This window comes from Paraburkholderia sp. EG286B (genome assembly GCF_040965655.1).
In the GTDB taxonomy this organism is placed as follows: Bacteria; Pseudomonadota; Gammaproteobacteria; order Burkholderiales; family Burkholderiaceae; genus Paraburkholderia.
Genome location: NZ_JBFRCF010000017.1, coordinates 41,577 through 64,909, shown reverse-complemented (window position 1 = coordinate 64,909; position 23,333 = coordinate 41,577). Strand labels below are relative to the sequence as shown.

The following is a 23,333-nucleotide window of genomic DNA, read 5'->3' as shown; positions in this document are numbered from 1 at the left end:
CCAGCACAGAGTGGCTTACCGGACCATACCCGTGGGGCCCTCCGCCTCGCCACACTCGAACAAGAATGCGCGCACGCGCTCGCCCCTTCACGTTGTCGCTATCCGTCCCGCAGTCCGGTTGAGCAAACGAATGGAAGGATCGGCCATGACCTTATGGATCAAACAACGCACGTACACGCTCTGCCTGCTCGTGCTCGCGTTGCTCGTGGCAGGCGCTCAGGCGGTGCGCGCGCAAGACGCGCCGCAGCCCGCCCCCTACAAACCCGAGGAGCTCGAGGCGCTGGTCGCGCCCATTGCGCTCTATCCCGATTCGGTGCTCGCGCAAGTCCTGATGGCATCGACCTACCCGCTCGAGATCGTGCACGCGGCGCGCTGGGTCAAGGAACACCCGAAGCTGAAGGGCGACGAAGCCGTGAAAGCCGTGCAGGACCAGCCGTGGGACACGAGCGTGAAATCGCTCGTCGCGTTCCCGCAGGCGCTCGAGCCCATGAACGACAAGCTCGACTGGACCCAGAAGCTCGGTGACGCCTTCCTCGCCCAGGAAAAGGATGTGCTCGCCGCGGTGCAGCGCCTGCGTGCACGCGCGCAGGACTCGGGCAACCTGAAGAGCAACGAGCAGCAGAAGGTCGTGGTCGAACAGCCGCCCGCGCAAGGCGGCCAGACCAGCCAGACCATCGTGAAGATCGAGCCCGCCAACCCCGAGGTGATCTACGTGCCCGCGTACAACCCCACGGTCGTGTACGGCGCGTGGAGCTACCCGGCCTACCCGCCGTACGCCTGGCCGCCCTATCCCGCCTACTATCCCGGCGGCGCACTGATGACCGGCTTCGCGTGGGGCGTCGGGCTCGCCGCCGCCGGCGCGATCTTCGGCAACTGCAACTGGGGCGGCGGCGACGTCAACATCAACGTGGACAAGGCGCGCAACGTCAATCGCAACTTCGACAGCACGAAGGTCCAGGGAGGCAAGTGGCAGCATGATTCGAGCCACCGCCAGGGCGTTGCGTACCGTGACAATGCCACGCGCGAGAAATTCGGCAACAACGTGGCGGGCGCCGACGGCCGCCGCGACTATCGCGGCCGCAACGGCCAGAACGGCGCCAGCGTGGCCGACCGCGGCAACCGCACGAGCGGCGGTGCAGGCGGCCAGGGCCTGGGCAATGGCGACCGCGGGAATCAGGGCAATCCCGGCAATCGCGGGGGCGCGGGCAATAACGCGAGTGTGGGCAACCGCGCGAACTTCGCCGACAACGGAGCGGGCGGCAATCGCGCAAATCCTGGCAATAACGGCGCCGGAGGTAACCGCGGGAATCTCGGCGATAACGGCGCCGGAGGCAATCGCGGGAACATCGCCGACAACGGAGCGGGCGGCAATCGCGGGAACATCGGTAATAACGGTGCCGCAGGCAATCGCGGCGGCATGGCGAACAATGCCGGCGTGAGCAATCGCGTGAGTACCGGGGCAGGCGGCGGGTATGGCGGCGGCGGTGGCGGGAGCTACGGCGGCGGAGGCGGCCGCGATGGCGCCTTCCAGGGTGTGGGCGGCGGCGGCGCCACCCAGCGCGACGCGAGTCGCGGCCGCTCCAGCGTGCAGTCTTCGGGGTTCAATCGTCCGAGCGGCGGCGGCGGGATGCGCGGCGGTGGCGGCGGTCGTGGCGGCGGCAGACGCTAGGGAGAACGGCCATGAACAGACATGAGTTTCTCCGTCCGGCTGCATCGGCTGCAGTCGCAGCGGCGATTGCCATTGCCCTCCTCGCGTACGCGCCGCGGCCTTGCGCGGCCGCCGGACAAAACACCTTCGCTACGCCCGACGCGGCGATGGCCGCGTTCGGCGACGCCGTGGCCGGCAACGACGAAGCGGAACTGCGCACGCTCTTCGGCGCCGATTTCCGCCAGCTCATCCCGCCGGTCGGTGCGGAGATCCGCGACAAATTCCTGAGTGAATGGCAGACCTCGCACGCCATTCAGGATACCGATGCAAATCACGCGATGATCGCCGTTGGCGACGACGGCTGGACCTTTCCGGTCCCGCTCGTCAAAACCGCCCAGGGCTGGCACTTCGACACCCACGCCGGAGTCGAGGAAATGCGCGTGCGCCGCATCGGCCGCAACGAACTTGCCGTAATGCAGACGATGCTCGCGGTCTACGACGCGCAGCGCGAATATGCGCAAACCTATCACGACGGCAGCAACATGCTGGTCTACGCCAGCAAGCTCGCGAGTTCGCCGGGCAAGCAGGACGGGCTGTACTGGCCGACCGGCCCCGACGCCACACCGAGCCCGCTAGGCGTCGCATTCCTCAAGGCCGGCGCGCGCAACTCCGAAAACGCCGGTTATTACGGCTACCACTACAAGCTGCTGACCTCGCAGGGTCCGCACGCGCCCGGCGGCGCGTATAACTACATGGTCGACAACAAGCTGTTCGGCGGCTTCGGCGTCGTTGCGTGGCCGGTGCGGTACGGCGACACGGGTATCAAGACATTCATGGTGAGCCACGACGGCCAGGTCTACGAGCGCGATCTCGGCCCGGATGGCGCGGCGAAGGCCGAAGCGATGACGTCGTTCGATCCGGGTCCGGGCTGGTCGAAGGCTTCGCCGTGACACGCAACACCGCCACAGCGCCACTGCGTGTCAGGGCGCGTGGGCGGGTTCGGGGGCAGGCGTTCGCGCCGGTGCGTCTTCGCCGAGCATGTAGAGCAGTAGCGCATCGCGGTCGGGTGCGCTCATCGCAGCCGTCGAGCGCATGAGCACCGCGCTCGCCCAGCAGATATCGGCCATCGTGGCGCCCGGCCCGCCGTTCGTGACGCGCTCGAGACGCGCCACGGATTGCGGATCGCCAGCAAGCGCGGCGTTGACCGCGTCGTCCAGATGCCGCAGCGCCCGCTCGTACGCCACGGGCGCGGGCAGCGTGACCGGCGCGGCGAGCACGGAACGGACCACCACGCGATAAAGCAACGAGAAATATTCGGCCGTGTCGGCATCGCTCATGCTGCCGATCGAAATGCCCTGAGCAATGTCCTGCACGCTCGCCATGCCCTGGCAATTGCCGCGCGCCGCGCGGCCCATGTATTTCGCGAGCAGCGTGAAGTACGCGAGCCGGTCCTGCGGCGTCAGGCGCGCAATGCCGCCGCGGATCAGGCGCTCGCGCGCCGCGTCGTCGCGCAGCCGCGCCTCGAGGCCCGCCACGCCGCCGGGCACCGCCACCGCTACGGCCGGGTCGGCACGCAGCCGGTAGAACCAGGCTTCGACGATGCGCGCCTTGATTGTCTCCTGCTCCACGCCGGCCTCGCGCAACGCCACAGCGCTCTGCGCGGACGTCGGCTCGGCGGGCGCGACCACGTAATCGAGCACCGCGAAGAGTCCCGCTGGCGTGTCCTCGTTGCGCGGCACGCTGCCCGACGCATCGTGGCCGGCCAGCGCCAGCGCCGCGGTCAGTGCGAGCCACGCACAATGCAACGTCTTCATGAGATCCCGCGTGGCGCGCTCACTCCGTCGCGCTGCCAACGGTTGCATGGTCCGCGCGAATCGCGGCCGCAATGTCGGCGCTGATGGTGGCGAGCGCGCGATCGTGCGCGTCGACGAGCGCGCCGTAGTCCTGGCCCGTCACCTGCTCGTGCGCCACCGTGTGCCCGAGCGTCAGCGCCTGGTGACCCGGCGGGCGCACGACCCATTGCGCATCGATCGTCACGGAATCTCCCAGTACGCTGTCGATGCGCGTGATATCGACGCGAACGCGCCAGACCGGCGGGGTGGCCGCGCCATCGAACGTCGAGACGTGCGCCGTACCGAGCCGCTGCGCAAGGTCCGCGGCAACGACGCGCCCGACGTCCAGTTTGAGCGGCGTGGCCCAGCGCGCGAACTCGTTCATCTGGATCGTGTTGTCCGGATTGCGCGTGACGATTTGCGGCCGGTCCACCATGTCGGGCACGGTCACGGGACCGACGATGACATCGAGTGCAGCGGCGCTCGTCGGCACGGCGGGCGACGTGCTGGCCGTTGCGGCGCCCGATTCGTCGGCGCGCAGCGCATAGAACGTGGGCGACTGCGAAGAACAGCCGGCGAGGCACGCTATCGCAGCGACGAGAACGGCAGGCAGGGTCGGGTTGCGGCGGTTCACTGCTTGCCTCCAGGTTTGCCTTGCACCACGGCCTCGGGATGGCGCTCGAGATAATCCGTGAGCATGCGCACGGACGCGGCGGTGCGGGCCAGTTCACGCATGGCGTCGCTCGTGTTCTGCTGGAGTTGCGAGTCGGGCTGCAAGGCGTCGGTGGCCGAGTTGAGCGTGGATTTTGCCGCCGAGAGCGTGTCGTGCGCCTGCGGCACGACGTCGGTGCCGAGCTTCGCCATCACGTCGTTCGCGCTTTGCAGCGTACGCTGCGCATTTGCGCCGATCGCCTCGAACGGGATGCTGTTGAGCTTCGCGAGCAGCCGCGTGAGCGAATCCTGCAGCGACTGCAACGTGCGCGGCACCGTCGGCATCTCGGGCGGCGTTCTCGCCCAGTCGATCTTCGCCTTCGGCGCGTCCGGGAAAACGTCGAACGCGACGTAGAGCTGTCCCGTGAGCGGATTACCCGAGCGCAGCTGGAACCGGAAGCCGCTGGCAACGAGGAACTCGGCAAGCTGGCGCGGCTGCGCAGTGAGGCGCCCGGCCGGCTGGCCGTTCTCGAAGCGCGACGTAAAGCGCTCCGGATACAGATTGATTTCGACAGGAATGCTGAACTGTTTCTTGACCGGGTCGAAGCGCGTGTAGATGCGTGTGACCTCGCCGATCACGACGCCGCGGAAATCGACGGGCGCGCCGACGGTCAGCCCGCGCACCGAGTCGTAGAACGTCACGACGTAGGTGTCGACTATGCGGTCATGCACCTTCATCGAGTCGGCGTGCGTGGCGTAAAGCTCGAACTTCGATTCGGCGTCGGCCTCGGGCGATTCGCTGCTGGCGTCGTCGGGCATTTCGAACGCCACACCGCCAATCAGCATCGACACCACCGACTGCGTGTTGATCTGCACGCCATCCGGGCTGAGCGAGACGTCGAGCCCGCTCGCGTGCCAGAAGCGCGTATCGCTGCGCACGAACCTGTCGTAGGGTGCGTTCACGAACACACGCAGCGTCACGCCCTTGCCGTTCGGGTCCATTTCATACGAAGCGATCTGCCCGACCTGGAGACGGCGGAAGAACACCGGCGAGCCGACATCGAGCGAGCCCATGTTCACGCTGTGCAGCACGAATTCGCGCCCCGGAATATCGCTCGGGATCACGGGCGGCACTTCGAGCCCCACGAAGTCGTGGCGCGCCTTGCTGGAGTTGCCTTCATCCATGCCGACAAACGAGCCGGAGAGCAGCGTGCCCAGGCCCGAAACCGTGCCGCCGGAAATGCGCGGACGCACGACCCAGAAGCGCGTGTTGTCGACGAGCATGCTCGCCGCATCTTTCACGAGCTCGCCCGTCGCGATCACACGCTTGTGATCGGGCGAGAGCGTGACCGCCTTCACCACGCCGATATCGACGTCCTTGTACTTGATCTTCGTTTTGCCGGCCTCGAGGCCGTCGCCGGTCTTGAAGCTGATCGTGATGGTCGGCCCTTCCTCGATGATCGCCTTGGCGGCGAGCCAGCCGCCAATCAGCACCGCGACGATCGGCACGAGCCAGACGATCTGCATGCGCCAGCGCGAGCCCCGCACCGGCTTCGCCTCGGGCAGGTCCGGCAAGGAATTGTCGTTACCGGGCGCTGCCATTTTCGCGCTCCATCGCGTCCCAGATGAGACGCGAGTCGAACATGTTCGCGGCGAACATCGTGAGGATCACGACGGCGCCGAAAGCGATCGCCGCGGGGCCCGCCTTGATCGTGGCGAGCGCGTTGAACTGCACCAGCGCGACGAGCATCGTGATCACGTAGATGTCGAGCATCGACCAGCGGCCGACCAGTTCGATCAGCCGGTAGATGCGCGTGCGCTGCTCGGGCAGCCATGTCCAGCGGCGCTGCGTGGTCCACGTCAGATACGAAAGCCCGAGGATCTTCAGCATGGGCACGGCGATGCTGGCAATGAACACGAGCAGCGCAAGCGGCCACGACCCCGACACCCACAGATACACCACGCCGCTCATGATCGTGTCCTTCTGCGTGCCGAACAGCGAACTCGTGTCCATGACGGGCAGTACGTTCGCCGGCACGTACAGCACCATCGCCGCGACCAGCAGCGCCCACGTGCGCGAGAGGCTCGCGACCTTGCGCATATGCAGCGCGCTGCCGCAGCGCGGGCACGTCGCCGCATGCGCCGCCGCAGGCATGCGCGCGAGCATCCCGCATGCATGGCAGCGCGCGATGCCGCACGCGGCGCCCGTGAGCGGGCCTGCGGCGTGCTCCCCGCGCGTTCCGGCCGCCTCGCCAGACGCGAAGTTCGTCGTCACGCCGGGCGCGTCGGGCACCCTGACCGCGCTGGCCGGCTGCGTCGCCCGCGCCACGCGCGACCAGAACTGGCGCGCGTCGAACGCCGCGCTCGCGCCCGCGAGCACCAGCATCAACGCGCCGAACGACCACAACGCAACACCCGTCACGACCGTGGCGATATGGGACAGCTTCACGAGCGCGACCAGCAGGCCGAGTATCAGCACCTCGGTCATGCCCCAGGGCCGTGCGATGTACATCGCACGAAACAGGAGCGGCGCCTGCCACGGCGCGCGATTCATCGCGAGCGGCACGAGGAGGGCGAGCAGACACACGACCTGCATGCCCGGCATGAAGATCGTCGTGGCGAACACCAGCGCCGCGATGGGCCACATGCCGTCGAGATAGAGAATCTCGACCGCGTGCCACAGCGTCGTGCGCACGAGATTGCCGTTCACCGAGAGCCCGACGATCGGATACAGGTTGGAAATCACGAACAGCACGAGCGCGCCCAACGCGAACGCGAGCGCACGGCCGAGGCTTTCCGGCAGATTCCTTTCGAGTTCGGCGTTACAGCGCAGGCAGCGCAGCGTGCCCCCCGGCGGGCAAGGCGCGCCGCGCTGCATGAGATCGCAGTCGTGGCAGACAAGAAGCTCGGCGCGCTTCATTGCGGGGCCTCCCGGAATCCGGTCGTGGCGTGGTCGATTCATCGTCGCTGTACCGATTCGGCATGCGGGGGCGTCAGCCCGGTGGCGGCACGCCAAGCACTGCATGGACCGCGCCGATGAGCGCGGAGTCGTCGAACGGCTTGCGCAGGTACGCAACCGCGCCGGCCGCCTGTGCCTGCTCGCGCACGCGCGCATCGTCGTGCGCCGTGATCACGATGCACTGGATGCCGGTGCCGCCCAGCCGGCGCTGTACCTCGATACCGTTGATGCCGGGCATCTGGATATCGAGGACCACGCACGCCGGCGCGTGGGGCGCCGCGGCCGCCAGCGCGTCGAGAAAGGCCTCGCCGCTGGTGTACACGTCGGAGTCGATGCCGACCGATTTCAACAGGCGCTGGATCGCCCGCCCGACCGACTCCTCGTCGTCGACGACGGCCACGGATCGTGTCACGTTGTTCATTTGACTTAGCGTTCGGTTACTGATGAGGACAGCCAGAGCGGCGCCGCCGTGCGCGCCGACCGGCATCCTGAGCGCAAGCGGCTGCCCCATGCGCGACTACTTGTGTTGTGCAGGCTTGACGGATACGGCGAACGCTTCCGTATACACTGCCTCGACCTGATCGCCGACCTGCACGTTTGCAAGCTGTTGCGGATCCTCGACCCGCAGGTCCATCGTCCCCCCTTCCGGTCCCATCAGGGTGACCGTTTTCGTTTTGGTGTCGACCGCAACGACATTGGCCGTGACCTTCACCTCACGCCCGACCATGCCGCCGGGCTTCTCGCCGGCAGCCGCCCGCTCGACCTGCGGCGTTTCCTGCACCGAGGTCTCGCCGCCGCCCTTCTTCAGGCTCAGCGTGAGCGATTCCTTATAGGTCATCGTCACGACATCGCCGACCTTTAGTTGGTCGAAGTTTCTGACTTCCGGTCCCAGCTCGGCTTCGACCAGCTTGCCGTCATGACGCTTGAGCGTGACGGTGCGGGTGTCGGCGTCGATCTTCGTGATGGTCGCCGTCACCTTGTGCATGCCGGTGACGGTCGCCTTACCCGGCTCGTGCGTCACGTTGGCCGTCGTCTGGCCCTGGGCCGCGGCAAGCTGCGCCGCGGCAACGACGACTGCTGAAACAATCCATTTGAGGTACGACATCGCGACCTCCTGTTACAGATCGAGCTTCGTCACCTTGGTGCCGGCGACCGACGCATCGGCCATGATGCCCGTATTGGTCATCACGATCGCCTGGACCGGCGCCGTTGCGGTTCTCGTGTCGATCTGCCCGTTCGCACCGACCTTGACGAGCGCAACGGCAACGTCGCCGCCCACCGACCAGCCCTTCGAGTTGCGGAATTTGTCGAGCGACTCCTGCGTCATGAAGAGGAAGATCACGGCGGTGGACTGCACCCCTGCCTGCAAGCCGAACGAAGCGGCCGCCGTGCTGTAGTAACCGACCGTCGATCCGCCTACGCGCAACGCCCCCTGGCCATACGACCCGCCGATAATGAACGCTGCCTTGCCGACCGATGGAAACACCAGTACGCCTTGCGACTTGGACACGAGTTCCTGCGAGCCCGGGACCGTCGAGAACAGCCGGGACATCGTGCCGTCCACGGCCGCATCGATCTCCTGGCGTTTCGCCGCGTCGGTCGCGCCGCTCGTCCCACTGCTCGTGGTCGTGCTGCAACCCGCTGCAGCCAGCCCAGCCGCGGCCGCCGCCGTAAGCACAAAAATCCGTCGCTTCATTGTTGTCCTCCATTGAGTTTAGACAGCCCGGATACGGCACTCACGCATGCGGATCGAACGTCACGCGGAAATGAGACGTTGCTCGCACATCGTTGCTCATCGTTCAGTTACATAGTCGCAGACGCGGCACACAGGACAAATCGGACCTTGGTCTTACGCCGCCGCGAGCCACAGCAAGCATCGCGGCCGCTACTGGACCGTGTAGCCGCGCCCTTGCATGCACGCGGCAAAGGCGCGGTTGAACGTGTCGATTGCGCCCTGCTGCTGTTGCTGGGCGTTGGCCTGCTGGGCACGCCGTTCCTGCCGCGCACGCGAGCCGCCCACCATCGTGCCGGCCGCCGCGCCCACTGCAGCGCCCTTGCCCGCGTCGCCGGTGATCGCGCCGATCACCGCGCCGCCCGCCGCGCCGCGCGCCGCGCCCTGGACACGCTGGCCGCCGCCCACGGCCGGGCCCGAAGGCGGCGGTGGCGTCGACGCAACCTGCTTCGGGTCGATACCCGTGTTGCTCTTCGCCCACGAGTAGCACGCCGATTCGTCCGCATGCTGTTGCTGCGCGCTCTGCCCTTTCGCCGGATAGGCGATAGGCGTTGCCTGCGCGGCACTCATCGCAAGCAGCACGGCGGCGCACAGGGCGCCGGTCCGACGATTTATATAGGTATCCATATCAACTCCTTGAGCGCGTGCGAGAGCGCGCCGAATACGCCTGCTGCTATCGGCGGGAGGTTGGGAAGCGACAGTCGTGCCGACGGCACGACGCCCGAATGCGGGCAAGCACCGCGCCGTGCGACCGGCGCAGTGGTCCATTCAATGATGCGGGAGTGGCACGGCGAAGACAATCAGACCATGGTCCTACCGCCAGCCACAGCGGCTGACAGGCGCCATGAAGCGCCCGCCGCCGCACGGCCGGTACGGCCATGCGGTGTGGCGGGCGTAGAAGAGAGACGGCGGGGAATCAGAACTTGTGGCGAATGCCGAGGCTCACCATGATTTGCGAACTCGAACTGCCGTTCAGTCCGTAGTCCGCCACGGAAGCGACCGCGGTGGTCAGAATGGAACCCGTTGCGGTCGGTACGCGCTGCGTGCCGTTGGCGTGCTGCCACGCGCCGACCAGGTACACGTCGGTGCGCTTGGAGAGGTTGTAGTCGCCGCCCAGCGAGACCTGGTTATAGGTCGCCGAGGTGTCGCCCGCGCTGTGCGTCCACGTATAGCCGACACCGATGAGCGACGCCGGCGTAACCGCATAGTTCACGAAACCGCCAGCGACGTTGTAGCGCTGGTTGGATGGGAAAAGCGATTGCGCGTCGGCCTTGTACTGCGCATTGCTATACCGGCCGCCGAACGTCCACGGTCCGGCCACGTATTGCAGCGCGACGGAGCCAATGCCGACCCATTTGGCGGTTTCGTAAGCGAGGTTCTGAAAGCCACCATCGAACGTGCCGTCCGAAGTGCTGGTCCAGCCGGTGCGAGGAATCGTGGAGTTGGCGTTAGTCATACGGACGTAGCCCGCCGCGATGCTGAACGGGCCAGTCACATAGCTCGCCGCCGCCGACCAGGTCTGCTGCGAACCGGTCGCGCCCGCCACGCCGCCAAACGCATACATGCCTTCGATCTGGAAGCCCGCGAATTGCGGCGAGAGATACTTGATCGCATTGTTCGTACGAGAGCTGTTGTCGTTGTTGTCGACGTCGCCCGGCGTGGTGAAGGTGCTGCCCCAGTAGTTGTCTGCGGTAAGCGGCTGGACCATGTCGACGACCGGGTCGTACTGGCGACCCAGTGTCAGCGTTCCATACTGCTGGTGCGTCAATCCAACGAAGGCTTGACGGCCAAATAGCAAGGTATTGCCGTTGTAGTTGCCCATCTTGCCGCTATTGATATCGAATCCGCTTTCCAGCTGGAAGATCGCCTTCAGGCCGCCGCCCAGATCCTCCGTTCCCTTCAAGCCCCAGCGGGACCCTTGCAGATTGCCGCCTTGCATCCGATACAGGTTGTTGCCCTGAGCGTCGGCGTTGTGGACAAACTGAAAGGCTTCGTCGATCACGCCGTACAGGGTAACGCTGCTTTGCGCTTGAGCGACCGGCGCCAGCATGGTGAGCGGAACAGGAAGCAACATAAGCGCAAGCTTTTTCATGTTTGCAACTCCTTCACGCACCGGGTAATCGGTATTCCTATATTAGTCGCTTGCTCCGGAATGCCCCCCGCGTGAAATTGGTGCCGTTGTCGGCGCAAGACACCCAATGCAACGTGAATGAAGGACGGCGGTCTGTAACCGCAGCTTAAATAAAGCGTTGAGACCGGCATGTGCGAGTTCGGGCCGCATCCATTGCGAGATCTTCTCCTTGAAGTAGCTGACGGCAGACGTTGCGTGCGCAACCAGCGCGAGCGGCAGCGCCACGAGCAGCAGACCGGCCCACGCGTGCCGTGCTGCCTTGGCTTGCGCCCGTTACGATTGTGACTTTTTCGGCCATCTTCCCGCTCCTCGTTCGATCAGTATTGCCAACCATCATGCGAGAAATTCCGTGATCGCCGTGGCGATCTCGTCGGCGTGCGTTTCCAGTGCGAAGTGGCCGGTGTCGAAAAAGCGCACCACGGCTTGCGGCAAGTCGCGCTTGAATGCCTCCGCGCCCGGAGGCAGGAAAAACGGATCGTTCTTGCCCCACACGGCGAGAAACGGCGGCCGATGTGTGCGGAAATACGCCTGAAACTCGGGGTAGAGCGCAACGTTGTTCCGATAGTCGCGGAACAAATCGAGCTGAATCTCGTGCGCGCCGGGGCGGTTCATATAGTAGTCGTCGAGCGAATAGCCGTCCGGCGACACCGCCGACGCATCGGGCACGCCGTGCGTGTATTGCCAGATCGTCGCTTCGCGCGAGAGCATCGCACGCAGTGCCTCGCGATTGGCCGGCGACGCGTCCTGCCAGTAGGCACGAATCGGATTCCAGCCGTCGCTCAGGCCTTCCTCGTAGGCGTTGCCGTTTTGCGAAATGATCGCCGTGATGCGCTCGGGATGCGCGAGCGCGAGGCGAAAGCCCGTCGGTGCGCCGTAGTCGAACACGTACACCGCGAACCGGTCGAAGCCGATGCGCTCGGTGAAGCGCCCCGTCACCTTCGCGATGTTCTCGAACGTGTACGCGAACTGCTCCCGGTCCGGCAGGTCCGATTGACCGAAGCCCGGCAGATCCGGCGCGACGATATGAAAGCGGTCGGCCAGCTTCGGAATGAGGTCGCGGAACATGTGGCCGGCACTCGGAAAGCCGTGCAACAGCAGGAGCTTCGGCGCGCCGACGCGCCCGGCTTCCCGGTAGAACACGTGGAAGCCGTCGACATCGGCACGGCGGTAGGCAATGGCAGTCATGGATTCCTCCAGAGGTGAACGGAAAACCGCGCGTTTAGCGCGAAGAGACGGACCGAACGGCTTCGGCAATGACCTCGGCCACGGCGTCGGGCGCCGTGACGCTCGGCGTGTGATCGACTTCATGGACGCGGATCTGGGCGTTCATCCGGCTGGCCATGAAGCGCTGCGTAGCGGGATCGATCATGCTGTCCTCGCCCGCGACGAGAAACCAGGCCGGCCGGTTTCTCCAGAGCGGCCGCGCCACCGCTTCGCCAATACACGCCGCCGCAATCGGGCGCTGGATCGCGGCGAGCGCCGCCGCCTCGTGCGCGGTGGCGTGCTGCGCGAACGCGTTCGCAAACGCCTCCTGCGGCAGCCAGATCCAGCCGTGCCGGTCGGGCGCGAGTTGCGGTGCCTGCGGGTGCGTCTTGCCGCGATAGAACACGTCGGCCACCGTTTCGCCTTCGTCGGGCGCGAGCGCCGCCACGTACACCAGCGCCGCGACGTTCGCAGCACGCGTGGCGCCGATCACGGCCCCCGAGTACGCGTGGCCGGCCAGCACGACCGGCCCCTCGACCCGTTCGAGCGTGCGCTCGAGCGCCGCCACATCGTCCCCCAGCGAAGCGAGCGGCAGCGGCACTGCCACGGCCTCGATGCCCTGCCGGTTCAGCCGCTCGATCACCTTGCTCCAGCTCGACCCATCCGCCCAGGCGCCGTGCGCCAGCACCACGTTCGTTTTGCCGTGAGACATGCCTCGCTCCTTTTGTAACCTCATTGTTGATATTTTAGAGGTTACTAACCAGAGTTGTAACTTGTCAAGGGCGATTTGGATGGTTACACTGAATGCACCCTGATTACCCTTTTGCGGCAAGAAAATGGACTTCCGTCCCACACCGGCGATATTCGTGGCCGACGCGCCGGGGCTCGACTTCCTGAACTCGGTTGCTACACCGGTAGACGTACCGATCGACTGGATCGCCGACGGCGAAGGTTTGCTGTCCTGGCTCGAACAGGCGGGCATGGTCCCCGCACCGGTGCTTGCCGCCCTGCGCGCGCAGTTCACCGCGGGTGAGTTCGACGCCGTGGCGGGCGAGGCGCGCGCGCTACGCGAGTGGTTCAGGTCCTTCGTGCGGGAAAGAAAAGGCCGGCCGCTCGCTGGCGCCGATCTGGGCGAACTCGCGCCGCTCAATGAGTTGCTCGCGCGTGACGACCGCTATGGCGAAGTCGTTGCGGCCGGCAGTGAGGGCGCGGCGGCATTCGAATACCGCGTGGATCGCCGCTGGAATGCGCCGGAATCGCTCTTGATGCCCATTGCCGAGGCGCTGGCGAAACTCGTCTGCGAGCAGGACTTCACGCACGTGAAAGCCTGCGAAGGCCCGAAATGCACGCTGCTGTTCGCCGACCACACGCGCGGGCACGCGCGCCGCTGGTGCAGCATGGCGATCTGCGGGAATCGCGCGAAAGTTGCCGCGCACCGCAAACGGCTCAAGGAGCGCGAAAGCGCTTAGGGCCGATTCACGCGCCGGGCGCGGGCCTTGCGGGGTCAGGCGGGTCTACCGGAACGGGAGAGGAACGATGACCGCCAGCACCCCAAAGCCCCATGAACATGGCGCCAGCCAGGCCAGCGAAAAACCGCAGCAGAAACATACCGAGCACAGCGACGACCAGCGCAGCGCGATGCCCGAGCGCGATGACAAGTCGCGCAAGCAGTCGCCCGCCGACCGCCCCGGCAAGCAGTCCGGCGAGGGGGAGCCTTCGGTGGGTTGATTCCGCTGTCTGTAAAGCGAAAGAGGCTTGCATGGCATCGCGCAAGCCTCTTTCACAATGCTGCCCCGTATACTTCGCATCCCTTAGTGAAGTCGCATCAATCGCGATCCGGCGCACCGAGCGGAAAGAGCGGACGATACGGCCGCGCCTCGTTCACGGCCCGCGCGAAGGAGGGCCGCGCGAGCAGACGCTCGCGATAGGCACGCAGCACGGGATACGCCGGGGCGATGCGATGCGTCCAGTCCGCGTAGAAAAGCGACGAAGACGCGGCGCAGTCGGCCATCGTATAGTCCTCGCCCGCCGCCCACGTTTTGCCCGCGAGGTGGCCTTCGAGCCATGCGTAGGCGAGTTCGAGCTTTTCCTCCGCGAAGGCGCGCCCTTCGTCGCGCCTCGCCGGGTTGCCAGTCAACGCGCCATCCACGGCGCGCTGCACGGACGTCATGACATGCAGGTCGAAGAAGCGGTCGAGAAAGCGCACGTCGAGCGCGGCCATGGGATCGGCGGGCAGCAGGCGCACCGGCCCGGGATGCGCGAGCTGCAGGTATTCGATGATGATGCTGGTTTCCGCAACGTTGCGCTCGCCGTCCACGAGCACCGGAAACTTGCGCAGCGGCCAGCGTTGCAGCCACTGCGCCGTATGCTCGGGCGAATCCGGACCGACGCCGCGGAACTCGAAAGGCGTGTCGTTCTCGTATAGCGCGATGAGCACCTTCTGCGTGTACGAGGAAAACGGGTGACCATATAGCGCGAGCGACATCGTTGAGTCTCCTGGTTCGAGCCGGGGGAAGTCGTTGAACCATGCACCGCTTGCGTGCGGATTGCAAGCGTTGCCGGGAACTGCAGCGGCGCAGGTTCGGGGAACTGTACATGGCCGTGGCCACATGCATGAAGTATCGTGCACGGGCGCGGCTCCCTCTTCGTTCCTCTCGATATGCTCAACATCCTCGGCAAAGCATCGTCCATCAACGTTCGCAAGGTGCTCTGGACCTGTGTCGAACTGAACCTCCCCTTCGAGCGTGAGGATTGGGGCTCGGGCTTTCGCTCGACGTATACGCCGGAGTTCCTCGCCTTGAATCCCAACGCGCTCGTGCCGGTCATCAGGGATGGCGATTTCGTTCTGTGGGAGTCGAACACCATCATCCGCTATCTGGCGTCGCGCTATGGCGGCGCGCATCTCTATCCTGTCGATGCGGTTGAGCGGGCTCGCGTCGATCAATGGATGGACTGGCAGGCGACCGACCTGAACCGTTCGTGGAGCTATGCATTTCTCGCCCTGGTCAGAGCGTCGCCGGCTCACCAGACACCCGGCGAAATCGCGCTTTCCATCGAGAACTGGACCCGGCACATGCGCATTCTCGACGCGCGGCTGCAGGCGACCGGCGCGTTCGTCGCCGGCGCGCAATTCTCGCTTGCCGATATTCCCGTCGGGTTGTCGGTGAACCGCTGGTTCGGCACGCCGTTCGAGCATCCGCATTTGCCGGCTGTTTCTGCCTATTTCGAACGGCTGGCCGAACGGCCCGGGTTTGCCGTGCATTGCGCAAACGGGACGCCGTGAGGAACGGCACGGGCCGCAGGCCGACTTGCCAGGGCACTCAGGCAGTGAAGTCAGTCGATGCCGACAGCGTCTGCCACGTTTGCATTTCCTGCGTTACGTAAGCGTTTTTCGCGGCAATGGCGGCGAGCGTGTCCGTGCCGAGCGGAAGGCGCAATGGCGGTTCCGGCGCGTCGACGAGCGTGATCAAGGCGGCGGCCAGCTTCGTCGGGTCGCCGGGCTGGTTGCGCCGGTACCCGGTGCAGCGATGCTGACTCGTTCCGTTGCTGATGCAGCACGTCACCGAGTACGGCACGATTTATATCTACTACCGGCATCGAACCGAACAGTCCCTGCGTGTGAAGACGTTCATCAACTTCATGGTCGAGCGCATGGGCGGCAACCGGGACTTTTTCCTCGATCCGTCCGAGCTTCGCGCCGGAAGTGGCATTCGCGCGCAAACGCGAGGCCGTGCACAATACCGTCATGCAAGCCCAAGACCTCGAACGCCTTGTCACCCTCGCCATGCCCTTCGGCAAATACAAGGGCCGGCTCATCGCCGACCTGCCGGGGCACTACCTCAACTGGTTCGCCCGCGAAGGGTTCCCGCCGGGCGAGATCGGCCGTCTGCTCGCGCTGATGCAAGAGCTGGACCACAACGGTCTGAAGGGCTTGCTCGAGCCGCTGCGCAAACGCGGCTAGCGCCAAGCCGGCACCCGGCGGACAATGCCCGGGCGAATCTCTTGCGAGGCTGCCCGACATGGCGAATTTTCAGCCCGATGGATGGCACACCGTGACGCCCCGGATCGTCGTACGCGACGCGGAGAACCTGGTCGCCTTCATCAAGAAGGTGTTTCAGGCGCAGGGCGCGTTCCGCGACGGCCGGCCAGCCGAAATCAGGATCGGCGATTCCGTCGTGATGGTGAGCGGCTCGGACGGCCTGCGCGAGCCGATGCCGGCATTTCTGTACGTCTACGTTCAGGACACCGATTCGACCTATCAGCGCGCGATTGCGGCAAACGCGGTCTCGCTCGAGGTTCCGGCCGACCTGCCATACGGCGACAGGCGCGCGATGGTCAGGGATCCGTGGGGAAACACCTGGCAGATCGCCACCCATCAGCGCGACCTCTCGGCTGCCGAGATCCGTTCGAGGATGGCCGGCGAAGGTTAGCCCGACATTCGGGCGTTACGCGAATGGGGACTGCAGGACAATCGCATCGTCGCGCTCAGGACCGGTGGTGACCATCGCCGCGGGCACGCCGACTTCGTTCTGGATCGCTTCGATCAGCGCCGCTGCCTGTGGCGGCAGGTCGCCATAGGAGCGGATGCCCCGGGTCGAACCGGCCCAGCCATCGAAGCGCCTGAGAACCGGCTGCAGGCGCTGCTGCTCGGCGTTCGTGGATGGCATGTAGTCGATCCGCTCCCCATCGAGCAGATAGCCCACACAGAGCTGCACCGACTCGAAGCCATCGAGCACATCGAGCTTGGTCAGCGCGAGCTGGTTGATGCCCGCGACTTTGCAGCTCTGACGCAGTTGCACGGTGTCCAGCCAGCCGCAGCGGCGCGGGCGACCCGTGTTGACCCCGTACTCGCCGCCGCGCTGCCGCAGCACGTCGCCGAGTGCGCCGTCCAGCTCCGACGTGAACGGGCCTTCGCCGACCCGCGTCGCATAGACCTTGCTGACGCCAAGCACGCGCCCCAGTTGCGACGGCGCGATGCCGGCACCGCTGGCCGCGCCGGCGGCAACGGTGCTCGACGACGTCACGTAGGGGTAGCTGCCCCAATCCACATCGAGCATGACCGCCTGCGAGCCTTCGAATACCACGCGTTTGCCCGACGAATGAGCGCGATCGAGCTGCTCCCAGACGCGGCCCACGAACGGCAGGATGCGCGGCGCCATGGCAAGCAGGCCGCTCAGCATCGGCTCGCGCGGGAATGGCGCCTGGCCCGAGCCGCGCAGCCAGGCGTTGTGGTGCTCGAGCAGAACGTCGAGCTTCTGGGCCAGCAGTTCCGGTTCGGCCAGGTCGCACACGCGCAGGCCGCGACGCCCGACCTTGTCTTCGTATGCCGGACCAATGCCGCGCAAGGTCGTGCCGAGCGGCTTCGCGCGCATCCGTTCCTGGGCAGCGTCGAGCGCGCGATGCACCGGCAGGACCAGCGTGGCCGTCTCGGCGATCTGCAGCACCTCCGGCGTGACGCGCACGCCCAGCGCCGCCATACGGTCGATTTCCGCGAACAGCGCCTCGGGGTCGAGCGCGACGCCATTGCCGATCAGGCCCAGCTTCCCGCGCACGACGCCACTGGGCAGCAGCGCCAGCTTGTAGGTCCGGCCGTCCACCACCAGCGTGTGCCCGGCGTTGTGGCCACCGTTGTAACGGACGACGATATCCGCCTTCTCCGCGAGCCAGTCCACGATCCGGCCCTTTCCCTCATCGCCCCACTGCGCGCCGACCACGACGACATTCGACATGCGAGATTTCCCCTGGTGAGTTAATCGAACAGATCCAGAACCGGAACTGCTGCAAAGGGCCTCAATATAGGGCTACGCTGCTGCCACGAAAAGCGATGTAAACTCACGGGACTTGTCAGGAAAAGTCACATAGGAGTTTGGGCTGATGTCGCGTCGTCTGCCGCCGTTGAACGCCCTGCGCGTATTCGAAGCCGCCGCCCGCGCGGAGAGTTTTTCGATGGCGGCCGAGGAGCTTTGCGTCACGCACGGAGCCGTTAGCCGACAGGTTCGGCAACTGGAGGACTGGCTTGGACTCGACCTGTTCGAGCGTCGCGGCCGCAGGGTCGTCTTGACCGCGTCGGGGCGCGCCTACCTGGCCGAGGTATCGGCGGCGCTGGATCGCATCGCCCTGGCCACCAGTGAGCAGCTTCGGGCCACGCGCGCGCAGATCGTGAGGGTCAACGCGCCAACGACGTTCGCGTTGCGCTGGCTATTGCCGCAGCTCTCCAGCTTCCAGCTGACCAATCCGGCGGTGGAAGTCCGGCTGACGACTTCGGATGAGCCCATCGAAAAGCTCGGCGACGAGTGCGACGTGGCGATTCGCGGCAGCGAGCAGAAGTCGGCGGGGTATGCGGTCAAGGAGTTTTTATCGGAAGTCCGGCTGCCGGTGTGTTCACCCAGGGTGCTGGAGTCTCACCCGATACGCCGCGTTGCGGACCTGGCGCACCACACCCTGCTGCACACGGCGACCTATCCCGGCCTCTGGGCGGAGTGGCTTGCGGCGAGCGGCCACCCGGGCCTTGCCACGCGCCATTCCCAGCAACTGGATCACTTTTATTTGACCTTGCAAGCCGCCATCGACGGTCTGGGCATCGCAATGGGTCCTACCGCACTGGTCGCGCTCGACGTCAAAGAGGGCCGTCTCGTGTTTCCGTTCGACGGCCCCGCCCTACCGGCATGGTGCTACTGCAGCTATGTCCGCGAAGCACGCCTCGACGATCCTGCGATCAACACCTTTCTCACGTGGTTGCGCGAACTCGGCCAGCGCTTTTCGCATCATGCATAGCGCTGGATCGGCGCCTCGCCTGTTGCGCGCTCACCGGTTGACAGCCTGGATTCGATGCTTTAAAAAGTAAAGCATGAAAATTCCACGGCCAGGACAACCCGTACGCGGCTCGACCACCGGACGGCCGATCATGGTCGTACTGGACCTGCTCGGGCGGCGTACTGCACTGCGGATCCTGTGGGAACTTCGCGGCGAGGCGCTGACGTTTCGCGCGCTCCAGGAAGCATGCGACACCAATGCCCGCCTGCTCAATACGCGGCTCGCGGAAATGCGGGCGTCCGGTCTCGTCGAGCATGGCGACGGCGGTTACCGGATGACAGCCGAAGGCAGGAAGCTTCTGGCCGCGTTGCAGCCGCTGCTGGCTTGGGCGCGTCAGTGGGCCGAGCGCGATCCAGTAGGGTTCGAAGCCGCCGATCCCGATCACGCCGACCGCGAGGCGTAATTCGCGGTCTCTCATTCAAGGGATGTTGCACACCGTGAACCATCTCCGCTGGAAGATCGTGGCATTGCTCGTTGCGCCACTGACGTTCGTGATGACGCTCGACCGCACGGCCATGGCTGTCGCGGCCCCGACGATCCAGAACGAACTGGGCCTGTCGATCGTCGAGATGTCGATGATTCTCACGATCTACTTCTGGGCCTATGCAATCGGGCAGATACCGGCCGGCCGCGCTGCCGAACGCTTCGGCTCGCGCAAGGTGCTGTTCGGCACGAGCACGCTCTGGTCGCTCATGATGCTCGCCACTCCGCTGGGCACCTCGTTCGCCTGGCTCTTCGGCTGCCGGCTCGTGCTGGGCGGGGCGCAGTCGGCGGACTGGTCGAGCAGCGTCGTCGCACTCAAGCGCTGGATCCCGGCCCGCGAGCGCGCAAAAGGCAACGCCCTGCTGCTCGCGGGACTCTATCTCGGCCCGATCGTCTCGGCGCCGCTCACGGCGTGGACCATCGCGCGGTTCGGCTGGCATGCCGTTTTCTTCGGGTTCGGCGCACTGGGCCTGCTGCTCGGCGCGATCTGGTGGTTCGGCTACCGCGACACGCCGGCCGCACATCCGCTCATCACGAAGGCAGAAGTCGAGTCCATCGCAGCCGGCCAGCCACCCGAGCGCGTGGCGGCCAGGGGTGCGCTCAGGCGCTGCCTGAGGCGGTGGCGCTTCTGGGTCTTCGGTGTCCAGTACTTCCTGCTGGTGCTGATCCAGAGCTTCTATACGACGTGGCTGCCAACCTACCTCATGCGTGCGCGCGGACTCTCGCTCAAGGCGATGGGTCTGTACGCATCGTTGCCCTGGGTCGCCGTGTTCGTGGCGGTATTCGTCGCGGGCGCGTTCAGCGACTGGCTGCTTCGGAAGACCGGCTCGATCTATCGGGCGCGCACGCCCGTTGCGATGACCGGATTCGTCGTGAGCGCGCTCGCATTGACGGCGGCTTCGCGCGCGGATTCGATCGCGATGGTCATCGGCTTGCTGTGCCTGTCCTTTGCCGCGGTGGGATTCGTGCAGGTGGTCGTGTGGTCGGCCACGCAGGATCTCGGGCGCGCGTTCGCCGGCGTCATGTCGGGCTGGACGAACGTGTGGGGGGCCCTCTCGAACGTCGCAGGCCCCATGACGCTGGCTTTGATCGTCAAGGTCACGCACAGCTGGGCGAGCGGCATGATCGTGATCGGCGCGGCGGCCGCCTGCGGTGCGCTGCTATGGCTGTTCGTGCATCCCGAGCGTCCCTTGCTCGGTGACGAGCCGGCCGGACCGCTGCCGCCGGCGAAGACGGGCGCGGCAACAGCGTCAGCCGGGAACGCAGGGGTTTCGCGCAACGATGCGCGCGCGACCGATGCCGATGCCGGAGAGGTTTCCGAGCAGAATCGCTGAGTCAGAGCACGAGGATCATCTCGTGCCACGCCATGCCACCGTGGTCGGATGCGGACGGCCTCACGTACTCGTAGCCAAACTTCCGGTACAGATCGACGTGCCGGTCCTTGCACATCAGGTGGATGGTGGCTTTGCCCAGCGCTCGCATGCGGTCAACGAAGGTCTCCATCAGCAGCGACGAGTAGCCTTTGCTTTGCTCCGCGGGGTCGACGACGACGGACATGACGACGACGTTTGGCGCCGCTGCGTCGTGCCCGACGAGTTCCTTTAACGCTTCGTCCGACATCACGACATCGTAGGCGCACCCCGAGTTGATGAAGCCGATGATCCGGCCGCCCCGTTCCATGACGAGGAAACCTTCGGGGTACTGGGCGATACGCGTCGCGATTTTCTCCCGCGTTGCCGCTTCGTCGCCTTCGTAGGCGGAGATCTCGATTTCGTAGCAGCGGTCAGCGTCGGCTGGCGAGGCTGCGCGAAAGTGGATGTCGTTCGTCATGGAAGGCGTCGATCAGCAAAATAGCAATCCCGGATCATAAGATTCGGGACGAATCCCTGTGCTGAATTGTCTACAGCGCGGGCGTGCTGCGCAGGCGCGACAGCGCGTGACTGCACGCAGACGCGCTCAGGGCGAGTTCGTCGGCCGCCGCCGCCACGCTGCGATGGCGATAGAGGGCGTCGAACACGAGCAGCAGGTTCAGATCGAGGCGTCTCAGAGCGGCGTGCATACTGTGCATATTCATTTGGTAAAAATGCAGTATGCACCTCTTCTACCCGACGTCATAAGTCCTGGCCGAACGCCGGCGCATGACTCATCAGGCGAGCGGCCCCTCCTTGTCTTTCCGGCCAACCGAAACCGAAATGGCGCTGCCGACGATAAGTGCAATTCCCACGAGGGACAGGGGCTGAAGCAGTTCGCCCCAAATGACGTAACCGAATAGCGCCGCCCAGACGATGCTCGTGTAGTTATACGGTGCGAGTTTCCCGACGTCCGCCTGGCGGAAAGCGACCGTCATCAAGATCTGACCTGCGGTCGCGAAAGCGCCAAGGAGTGCCATGATCAAGAGCGCCTCCACAGATGGGGGGCGCCAGTTGAACACGACAGTAAGACCGGTAACGATCGTCCCTACGAGGGTGAAAAACAGAACCGTCGTCACCGAGTCGTCGGTAGATCGTATGCGCTTGATCTGGACGATGGAGAGCGCCCCGAAGAAAGCGCTGAGAAGAAGGAACAATGGACCGAGCCAGCTTGACTGACCGCCACCCGGGCGCACCACGAGCAGCACGCCGCAGAATCCGACGAGCGCCGCGGCGACGCCACTTCCCGTCAATCGCTCTCGCAAAATCAAAGGGGCGAGCAGGATGACGATGAGCGTTTCCGAATACGCGAGTGCAACCGCTTCTCCCAATGGGACGTAAGGCAAGCCGGCAAAGAAGAGTCCCGATGCGCCGAGGAGCGTCAGCGCACGCGCAGTCTGCCCTTTGATGTCGATGTTGGCGAGGCGCTCCGTTAATGAACGGCGCCCCCGGCAGCACATCGCCACAGCGGGCACCAGACCGAAGAGCATTCGGAAGAACGTGACTTCATTGGCGGGATATTGCAGCGCGACCGTCTTCGCCAGTGCATCCACCACGGCAAAGCAAAACATCGAAGCCAGTATGGTGGCCACGCTGTTGAGCGCAAGCGATGTAGTTCGTGTTGCGCTGGAGGATGGCATGGCGATGCGCAAATGTAAGGAGTATTGGCATCATCGCATATGGCCTGCGCCGAAATGGCGAAAGTGGCCGCGGCGAGTGCACTCCATCGAGTGCGATGATCGTCGCGGGCATGCGCAGTATGCGAAAAGAATATTGCGGACCGGAGCGGGCGCCCGTAGTCGATCCGAAGCGGACGATCACCCTAGCCGAGCTGTAGCGGCCACTTCCAGGTCCAACCACTACTGGGCGCACCAACTGTCTTGCTTACTGCTCGCCCTCAGGAAAGAAACACCCGCCCTTGCGGACCAGCGACTTCATCTCTTCGCTCACTTCCAGGGGGCTTCGATTCAATCGAGCAACGAACTCCTTTTGTCGCCGCAAGTACGACTTCGAATCGTGCTTCGCGCTCCAAAGAGCGATGTTGAGCAGGATGGGAATGAGATCCAGACCCTTCTCGGTCAGCGTATAGAAGTCCTTCCGTCTATCGTCGGGGTTGGGCGCCCTCGCGAGAATGCCTTGCTCCTCGAGAAAGGCGAGGCGGGAAGCCAGGACGTTGGTCGCGATTCCTTCTTCCGATTTCAGGAATTCGCCATACGTTTTCTTGCCAGTGAAAACGATGTCGCGGACGATCAGGAGCGACCACCTGTCGCCAAAGATCTCCACGCCGTAGTTCACTGCGCAATGGGACCGAACGTCTTCTTTGCACGTCGTTTTCATGACTGGATCTTAACATCGCTTGCATGCTACAAGTGAATTTTCCAGTTTACTTGTGTTTTGCAAGTAACATGGCTAGCATGGGTTGTATGTTGAGTGCGGTTGCTGGATCGCACCCCACGAACAATCAACCCCATG

General features: G+C 65.2%; 26 protein-coding genes and 3 pseudogenes. 11 read left to right on the top strand and 18 right to left on the bottom strand.

Translation table 11 applies throughout. From position 1 onward, the window contains the following. Positions 1-145 precede the first annotated feature (145 nt). Together AB4Y42_RS30705 and AB4Y42_RS30700 are read left to right on the top strand one after the other, a co-directional pair. Entirely contained in the window at positions 146-1,669 is a 1,524-nt protein-coding gene (locus tag AB4Y42_RS30705; protein WP_368696254.1) for a DUF3300 domain-containing protein, read from the top strand. A gap of 11 nt (positions 1,670-1,680) precedes the next feature. Next, positions 1,681-2,598: a DUF2950 domain-containing protein gene (locus AB4Y42_RS30700; protein WP_368696253.1), complete on the top strand. Its 918-nt coding sequence runs from the start codon at positions 1,681-1,683 to the stop codon at positions 2,596-2,598. Between the two features lie 30 nt (positions 2,599-2,628). Here the strand turns inward: AB4Y42_RS30700 and AB4Y42_RS30695 are convergent, their stop codons facing one another. From AB4Y42_RS30695 to AB4Y42_RS30645, 11 genes are all read right to left on the bottom strand, one after another. Continuing rightward, positions 2,629-3,462, bottom strand: coding sequence for a hypothetical protein (locus AB4Y42_RS30695; RefSeq protein ID WP_368696252.1), 834 nt, complete (start codon positions 3,460-3,462; stop codon positions 2,629-2,631). Between the two features lie 19 nt (positions 3,463-3,481). After that, the gene (locus AB4Y42_RS30690) at positions 3,482-4,114 is read right to left on the bottom strand and encodes a membrane integrity-associated transporter subunit PqiC (protein ID WP_368689932.1); all 633 of its coding nucleotides are present in this window, start codon (positions 4,112-4,114) and stop codon (positions 3,482-3,484) included. Beyond that, positions 4,111-5,733: an intermembrane transport protein PqiB gene (locus tag AB4Y42_RS30685; RefSeq protein WP_368696251.1), complete on the bottom strand. Its 1,623-nt coding sequence runs from the start codon at positions 5,731-5,733 to the stop codon at positions 4,111-4,113. The genes AB4Y42_RS30690 and AB4Y42_RS30685 overlap by 4 nt, the downstream gene beginning before the upstream one ends. Further along, positions 5,717-7,051, bottom strand: coding sequence for a paraquat-inducible protein A (locus tag AB4Y42_RS30680; protein WP_368696250.1), 1,335 nt, complete (start codon positions 7,049-7,051; stop codon positions 5,717-5,719). Before AB4Y42_RS30680 ends, AB4Y42_RS30685 begins: the two co-directional genes overlap by 17 nt. Before the next feature lie 73 nt (positions 7,052-7,124). Then, positions 7,125-7,511 (bottom strand): response regulator transcription factor, encoded by a 387-nt coding sequence (locus AB4Y42_RS30675; RefSeq protein ID WP_028208093.1) that lies wholly within the window; start codon positions 7,509-7,511, stop codon positions 7,125-7,127. Between the two features lie 96 nt (positions 7,512-7,607). Beyond that, a complete protein-coding gene (locus AB4Y42_RS30670; protein ID WP_368689928.1) occupies positions 7,608-8,195 on the bottom strand; it encodes a hypothetical protein in 588 nt (195 codons plus the stop codon). A 12-nt stretch (positions 8,196-8,207) separates the two neighbouring features. Next, entirely contained in the window at positions 8,208-8,786 is a 579-nt protein-coding gene (locus tag AB4Y42_RS30665) for a YSC84-related protein (RefSeq protein WP_368689927.1), read from the bottom strand. Between the two features lie 189 nt (positions 8,787-8,975). After that, positions 8,976-9,449 (bottom strand): glycine zipper family protein, encoded by a 474-nt coding sequence (locus AB4Y42_RS30660; RefSeq protein ID WP_342919814.1) that lies wholly within the window; start codon positions 9,447-9,449, stop codon positions 8,976-8,978. Positions 9,450-9,738: 289 nt separating this feature from the next. Beyond that, positions 9,739-10,914, bottom strand: a complete 1,176-nt coding sequence (locus AB4Y42_RS30655) for a porin (RefSeq protein ID WP_368689926.1) — start codon at positions 10,912-10,914, stop codon at positions 9,739-9,741. A gap of 372 nt (positions 10,915-11,286) precedes the next feature. Further along, positions 11,287-12,138: an alpha/beta fold hydrolase gene (locus tag AB4Y42_RS30650; protein ID WP_368696249.1), complete on the bottom strand. Its 852-nt coding sequence runs from the start codon at positions 12,136-12,138 to the stop codon at positions 11,287-11,289. A gap of 34 nt (positions 12,139-12,172) precedes the next feature. Beyond that, entirely contained in the window at positions 12,173-12,868 is a 696-nt protein-coding gene (locus AB4Y42_RS30645; RefSeq protein WP_368696248.1) for an alpha/beta hydrolase, read from the bottom strand. 124 nt (positions 12,869-12,992) lie between these two features. Here AB4Y42_RS30645 and AB4Y42_RS30640 point away from each other — a divergent pair, with 124 nt between their 5' ends. Together AB4Y42_RS30640 and AB4Y42_RS30635 are read left to right on the top strand one after the other, a co-directional pair. After that, a complete protein-coding gene (locus AB4Y42_RS30640) occupies positions 12,993-13,625 on the top strand; it encodes an ABATE domain-containing protein (RefSeq protein ID WP_368696247.1) in 633 nt (210 codons plus the stop codon). Between the two features lie 67 nt (positions 13,626-13,692). After that, complete coding sequence (locus AB4Y42_RS30635; protein WP_368696246.1) at positions 13,693-13,884, top strand: hypothetical protein; 192 nt, start codon at positions 13,693-13,695, stop codon at positions 13,882-13,884. Between the two features lie 97 nt (positions 13,885-13,981). Here AB4Y42_RS30635 and AB4Y42_RS30630 read toward each other — a convergent pair whose 3' ends face one another. Further along, positions 13,982-14,641 carry a glutathione S-transferase family protein gene (locus tag AB4Y42_RS30630; RefSeq protein WP_368696245.1) on the bottom strand — a complete coding sequence of 220 codons (660 nt, stop codon included), beginning with the start codon at positions 14,639-14,641 and terminating at the stop codon, positions 13,982-13,984. A 174-nt stretch (positions 14,642-14,815) separates the two neighbouring features. On the opposite strand from AB4Y42_RS30630, the gene AB4Y42_RS30625 reads away from it, so the two are divergent. Then, entirely contained in the window at positions 14,816-15,439 is a 624-nt protein-coding gene (locus AB4Y42_RS30625; RefSeq protein WP_368696244.1) for a glutathione S-transferase family protein, read from the top strand. A 37-nt stretch (positions 15,440-15,476) separates the two neighbouring features. Here the strand turns inward: AB4Y42_RS30625 and AB4Y42_RS30620 are convergent. Beyond that, a pseudogene (locus AB4Y42_RS30620) lies at positions 15,477-15,662 on the bottom strand (short-chain dehydrogenase/reductase); the annotation flags it as partial. 28 nt (positions 15,663-15,690) lie between these two features. Here AB4Y42_RS30620 and AB4Y42_RS30615 point away from each other — a divergent pair. The 3 genes and pseudogenes from AB4Y42_RS30615 to AB4Y42_RS30605 all read left to right on the top strand — a co-directional run. Continuing rightward, positions 15,691-15,855: pseudogene (locus tag AB4Y42_RS30615) on the top strand (LysR family transcriptional regulator); the annotation flags it as partial. A gap of 46 nt (positions 15,856-15,901) precedes the next feature. Further along, positions 15,902-16,117, top strand: a complete 216-nt coding sequence (locus tag AB4Y42_RS30610) for a DUF3820 family protein (RefSeq protein ID WP_028208077.1) — start codon at positions 15,902-15,904, stop codon at positions 16,115-16,117. Between the two features lie 58 nt (positions 16,118-16,175). Further along, on the top strand, positions 16,176-16,586 hold the full coding sequence (locus AB4Y42_RS30605; RefSeq protein WP_368696243.1) for a VOC family protein: 411 nt from the start codon (positions 16,176-16,178) through the stop codon (positions 16,584-16,586). 15 nt (positions 16,587-16,601) lie between these two features. Here the strand turns inward: AB4Y42_RS30605 and AB4Y42_RS30600 are convergent, their stop codons facing one another. Then, positions 16,602-17,885, bottom strand: coding sequence for an adenylosuccinate synthase (locus tag AB4Y42_RS30600; protein ID WP_368696242.1), 1,284 nt, complete (start codon positions 17,883-17,885; stop codon positions 16,602-16,604). Positions 17,886-18,030: 145 nt separating this feature from the next. On the opposite strand from AB4Y42_RS30600, the gene gcvA reads away from it, so the two are divergent. The 3 genes from gcvA to AB4Y42_RS30585 all read left to right on the top strand — a co-directional run bounded on the left by gcvA (position 18,031) and on the right by AB4Y42_RS30585 (position 20,786). Next, on the top strand, positions 18,031-18,930 hold the full coding sequence (gcvA, locus tag AB4Y42_RS30595) for a transcriptional regulator GcvA (RefSeq protein ID WP_368689917.1): 900 nt from the start codon (positions 18,031-18,033) through the stop codon (positions 18,928-18,930). A gap of 130 nt (positions 18,931-19,060) precedes the next feature. Further along, positions 19,061-19,372: a winged helix-turn-helix transcriptional regulator gene (locus tag AB4Y42_RS30590; protein ID WP_368696241.1), complete on the top strand. Its 312-nt coding sequence runs from the start codon at positions 19,061-19,063 to the stop codon at positions 19,370-19,372. A 34-nt stretch (positions 19,373-19,406) separates the two neighbouring features. Next, positions 19,407-20,786 carry an MFS transporter gene (locus AB4Y42_RS30585; RefSeq protein ID WP_368696240.1) on the top strand — a complete coding sequence of 460 codons (1,380 nt, stop codon included), beginning with the start codon at positions 19,407-19,409 and terminating at the stop codon, positions 20,784-20,786. Between the two features lies 1 nt (position 20,787). On the opposite strand, the gene AB4Y42_RS30580 is transcribed toward AB4Y42_RS30585, so the two are convergent. The 4 genes and pseudogenes from AB4Y42_RS30580 to AB4Y42_RS30565 form a co-directional block, all read right to left on the bottom strand. Continuing rightward, positions 20,788-21,282 (bottom strand): GNAT family N-acetyltransferase, encoded by a 495-nt coding sequence (locus tag AB4Y42_RS30580; RefSeq protein WP_368696239.1) that lies wholly within the window; start codon positions 21,280-21,282, stop codon positions 20,788-20,790. Between the two features lie 88 nt (positions 21,283-21,370). Further along, positions 21,371-21,511, bottom strand: a pseudogene (locus AB4Y42_RS30575) (LysR family transcriptional regulator); the annotation flags it as partial. Between the two features lie 87 nt (positions 21,512-21,598). Continuing rightward, positions 21,599-22,501 carry a DMT family transporter gene (locus AB4Y42_RS30570; protein ID WP_368696238.1) on the bottom strand — a complete coding sequence of 301 codons (903 nt, stop codon included), beginning with the start codon at positions 22,499-22,501 and terminating at the stop codon, positions 21,599-21,601. A gap of 244 nt (positions 22,502-22,745) precedes the next feature. Beyond that, a complete protein-coding gene (locus AB4Y42_RS30565; protein ID WP_368696237.1) occupies positions 22,746-23,198 on the bottom strand; it encodes a winged helix-turn-helix transcriptional regulator in 453 nt (150 codons plus the stop codon). Positions 23,199-23,333: the final 135 nt, after the last annotated feature.

Excerpts from the sequence above, each read along its gene's own strand:
- AB4Y42_RS30705 (WP_368696254.1), top strand. The coding sequence starts at position 146 with ATGACCTTATGGATCAAACAACGCACGTACACGCTCTGCCTGCTCGTG.
- AB4Y42_RS30700 (WP_368696253.1), top strand. The coding sequence starts at position 1,681 with ATGAACAGACATGAGTTTCTCCGTCCGGCTGCATCGGCTGCAGTCGCA.
- AB4Y42_RS30695 (WP_368696252.1), bottom strand. The coding sequence starts at position 3,462 with ATGAAGACGTTGCATTGTGCGTGGCTCGCACTGACCGCGGCGCTGGCG.
- AB4Y42_RS30685 (WP_368696251.1), bottom strand. The coding sequence starts at position 5,733 with ATGGCAGCGCCCGGTAACGACAATTCCTTGCCGGACCTGCCCGAGGCG.
- AB4Y42_RS30680 (WP_368696250.1), bottom strand. The coding sequence starts at position 7,051 with ATGAAGCGCGCCGAGCTTCTTGTCTGCCACGACTGCGATCTCATGCAG.
- AB4Y42_RS30675 (WP_028208093.1), bottom strand. The coding sequence starts at position 7,511 with ATGAACAACGTGACACGATCCGTGGCCGTCGTCGACGACGAGGAGTCG.
- AB4Y42_RS30670 (WP_368689928.1), bottom strand. The coding sequence starts at position 8,195 with ATGTCGTACCTCAAATGGATTGTTTCAGCAGTCGTCGTTGCCGCGGCG.
- AB4Y42_RS30665 (WP_368689927.1), bottom strand. The coding sequence starts at position 8,786 with ATGAAGCGACGGATTTTTGTGCTTACGGCGGCGGCCGCGGCTGGGCTG.
- AB4Y42_RS30660 (WP_342919814.1), bottom strand. The coding sequence starts at position 9,449 with ATGGATACCTATATAAATCGTCGGACCGGCGCCCTGTGCGCCGCCGTG.
- AB4Y42_RS30655 (WP_368689926.1), bottom strand. The coding sequence starts at position 10,914 with ATGAAAAAGCTTGCGCTTATGTTGCTTCCTGTTCCGCTCACCATGCTG.
- AB4Y42_RS30650 (WP_368696249.1), bottom strand. The coding sequence starts at position 12,138 with ATGACTGCCATTGCCTACCGCCGTGCCGATGTCGACGGCTTCCACGTG.
- AB4Y42_RS30645 (WP_368696248.1), bottom strand. The coding sequence starts at position 12,868 with ATGTCTCACGGCAAAACGAACGTGGTGCTGGCGCACGGCGCCTGGGCG.
- AB4Y42_RS30640 (WP_368696247.1), top strand. The coding sequence starts at position 12,993 with ATGGACTTCCGTCCCACACCGGCGATATTCGTGGCCGACGCGCCGGGG.
- AB4Y42_RS30635 (WP_368696246.1), top strand. The coding sequence starts at position 13,693 with ATGACCGCCAGCACCCCAAAGCCCCATGAACATGGCGCCAGCCAGGCC.
- AB4Y42_RS30630 (WP_368696245.1), bottom strand. The coding sequence starts at position 14,641 with ATGTCGCTCGCGCTATATGGTCACCCGTTTTCCTCGTACACGCAGAAG.
- AB4Y42_RS30625 (WP_368696244.1), top strand. The coding sequence starts at position 14,816 with ATGCTCAACATCCTCGGCAAAGCATCGTCCATCAACGTTCGCAAGGTG.
- AB4Y42_RS30610 (WP_028208077.1), top strand. The coding sequence starts at position 15,902 with ATGCAAGCCCAAGACCTCGAACGCCTTGTCACCCTCGCCATGCCCTTC.
- AB4Y42_RS30605 (WP_368696243.1), top strand. The coding sequence starts at position 16,176 with ATGGCGAATTTTCAGCCCGATGGATGGCACACCGTGACGCCCCGGATC.
- AB4Y42_RS30600 (WP_368696242.1), bottom strand. The coding sequence starts at position 17,885 with ATGTCGAATGTCGTCGTGGTCGGCGCGCAGTGGGGCGATGAGGGAAAG.
- gcvA (WP_368689917.1), top strand. The coding sequence starts at position 18,031 with ATGTCGCGTCGTCTGCCGCCGTTGAACGCCCTGCGCGTATTCGAAGCC.
- AB4Y42_RS30590 (WP_368696241.1), top strand. The coding sequence starts at position 19,061 with ATGGTCGTACTGGACCTGCTCGGGCGGCGTACTGCACTGCGGATCCTG.
- AB4Y42_RS30580 (WP_368696239.1), bottom strand. The coding sequence starts at position 21,282 with ATGACGAACGACATCCACTTTCGCGCAGCCTCGCCAGCCGACGCTGAC.
- AB4Y42_RS30570 (WP_368696238.1), bottom strand. The coding sequence starts at position 22,501 with ATGCCATCCTCCAGCGCAACACGAACTACATCGCTTGCGCTCAACAGC.
- AB4Y42_RS30565 (WP_368696237.1), bottom strand. The coding sequence starts at position 23,198 with ATGAAAACGACGTGCAAAGAAGACGTTCGGTCCCATTGCGCAGTGAAC.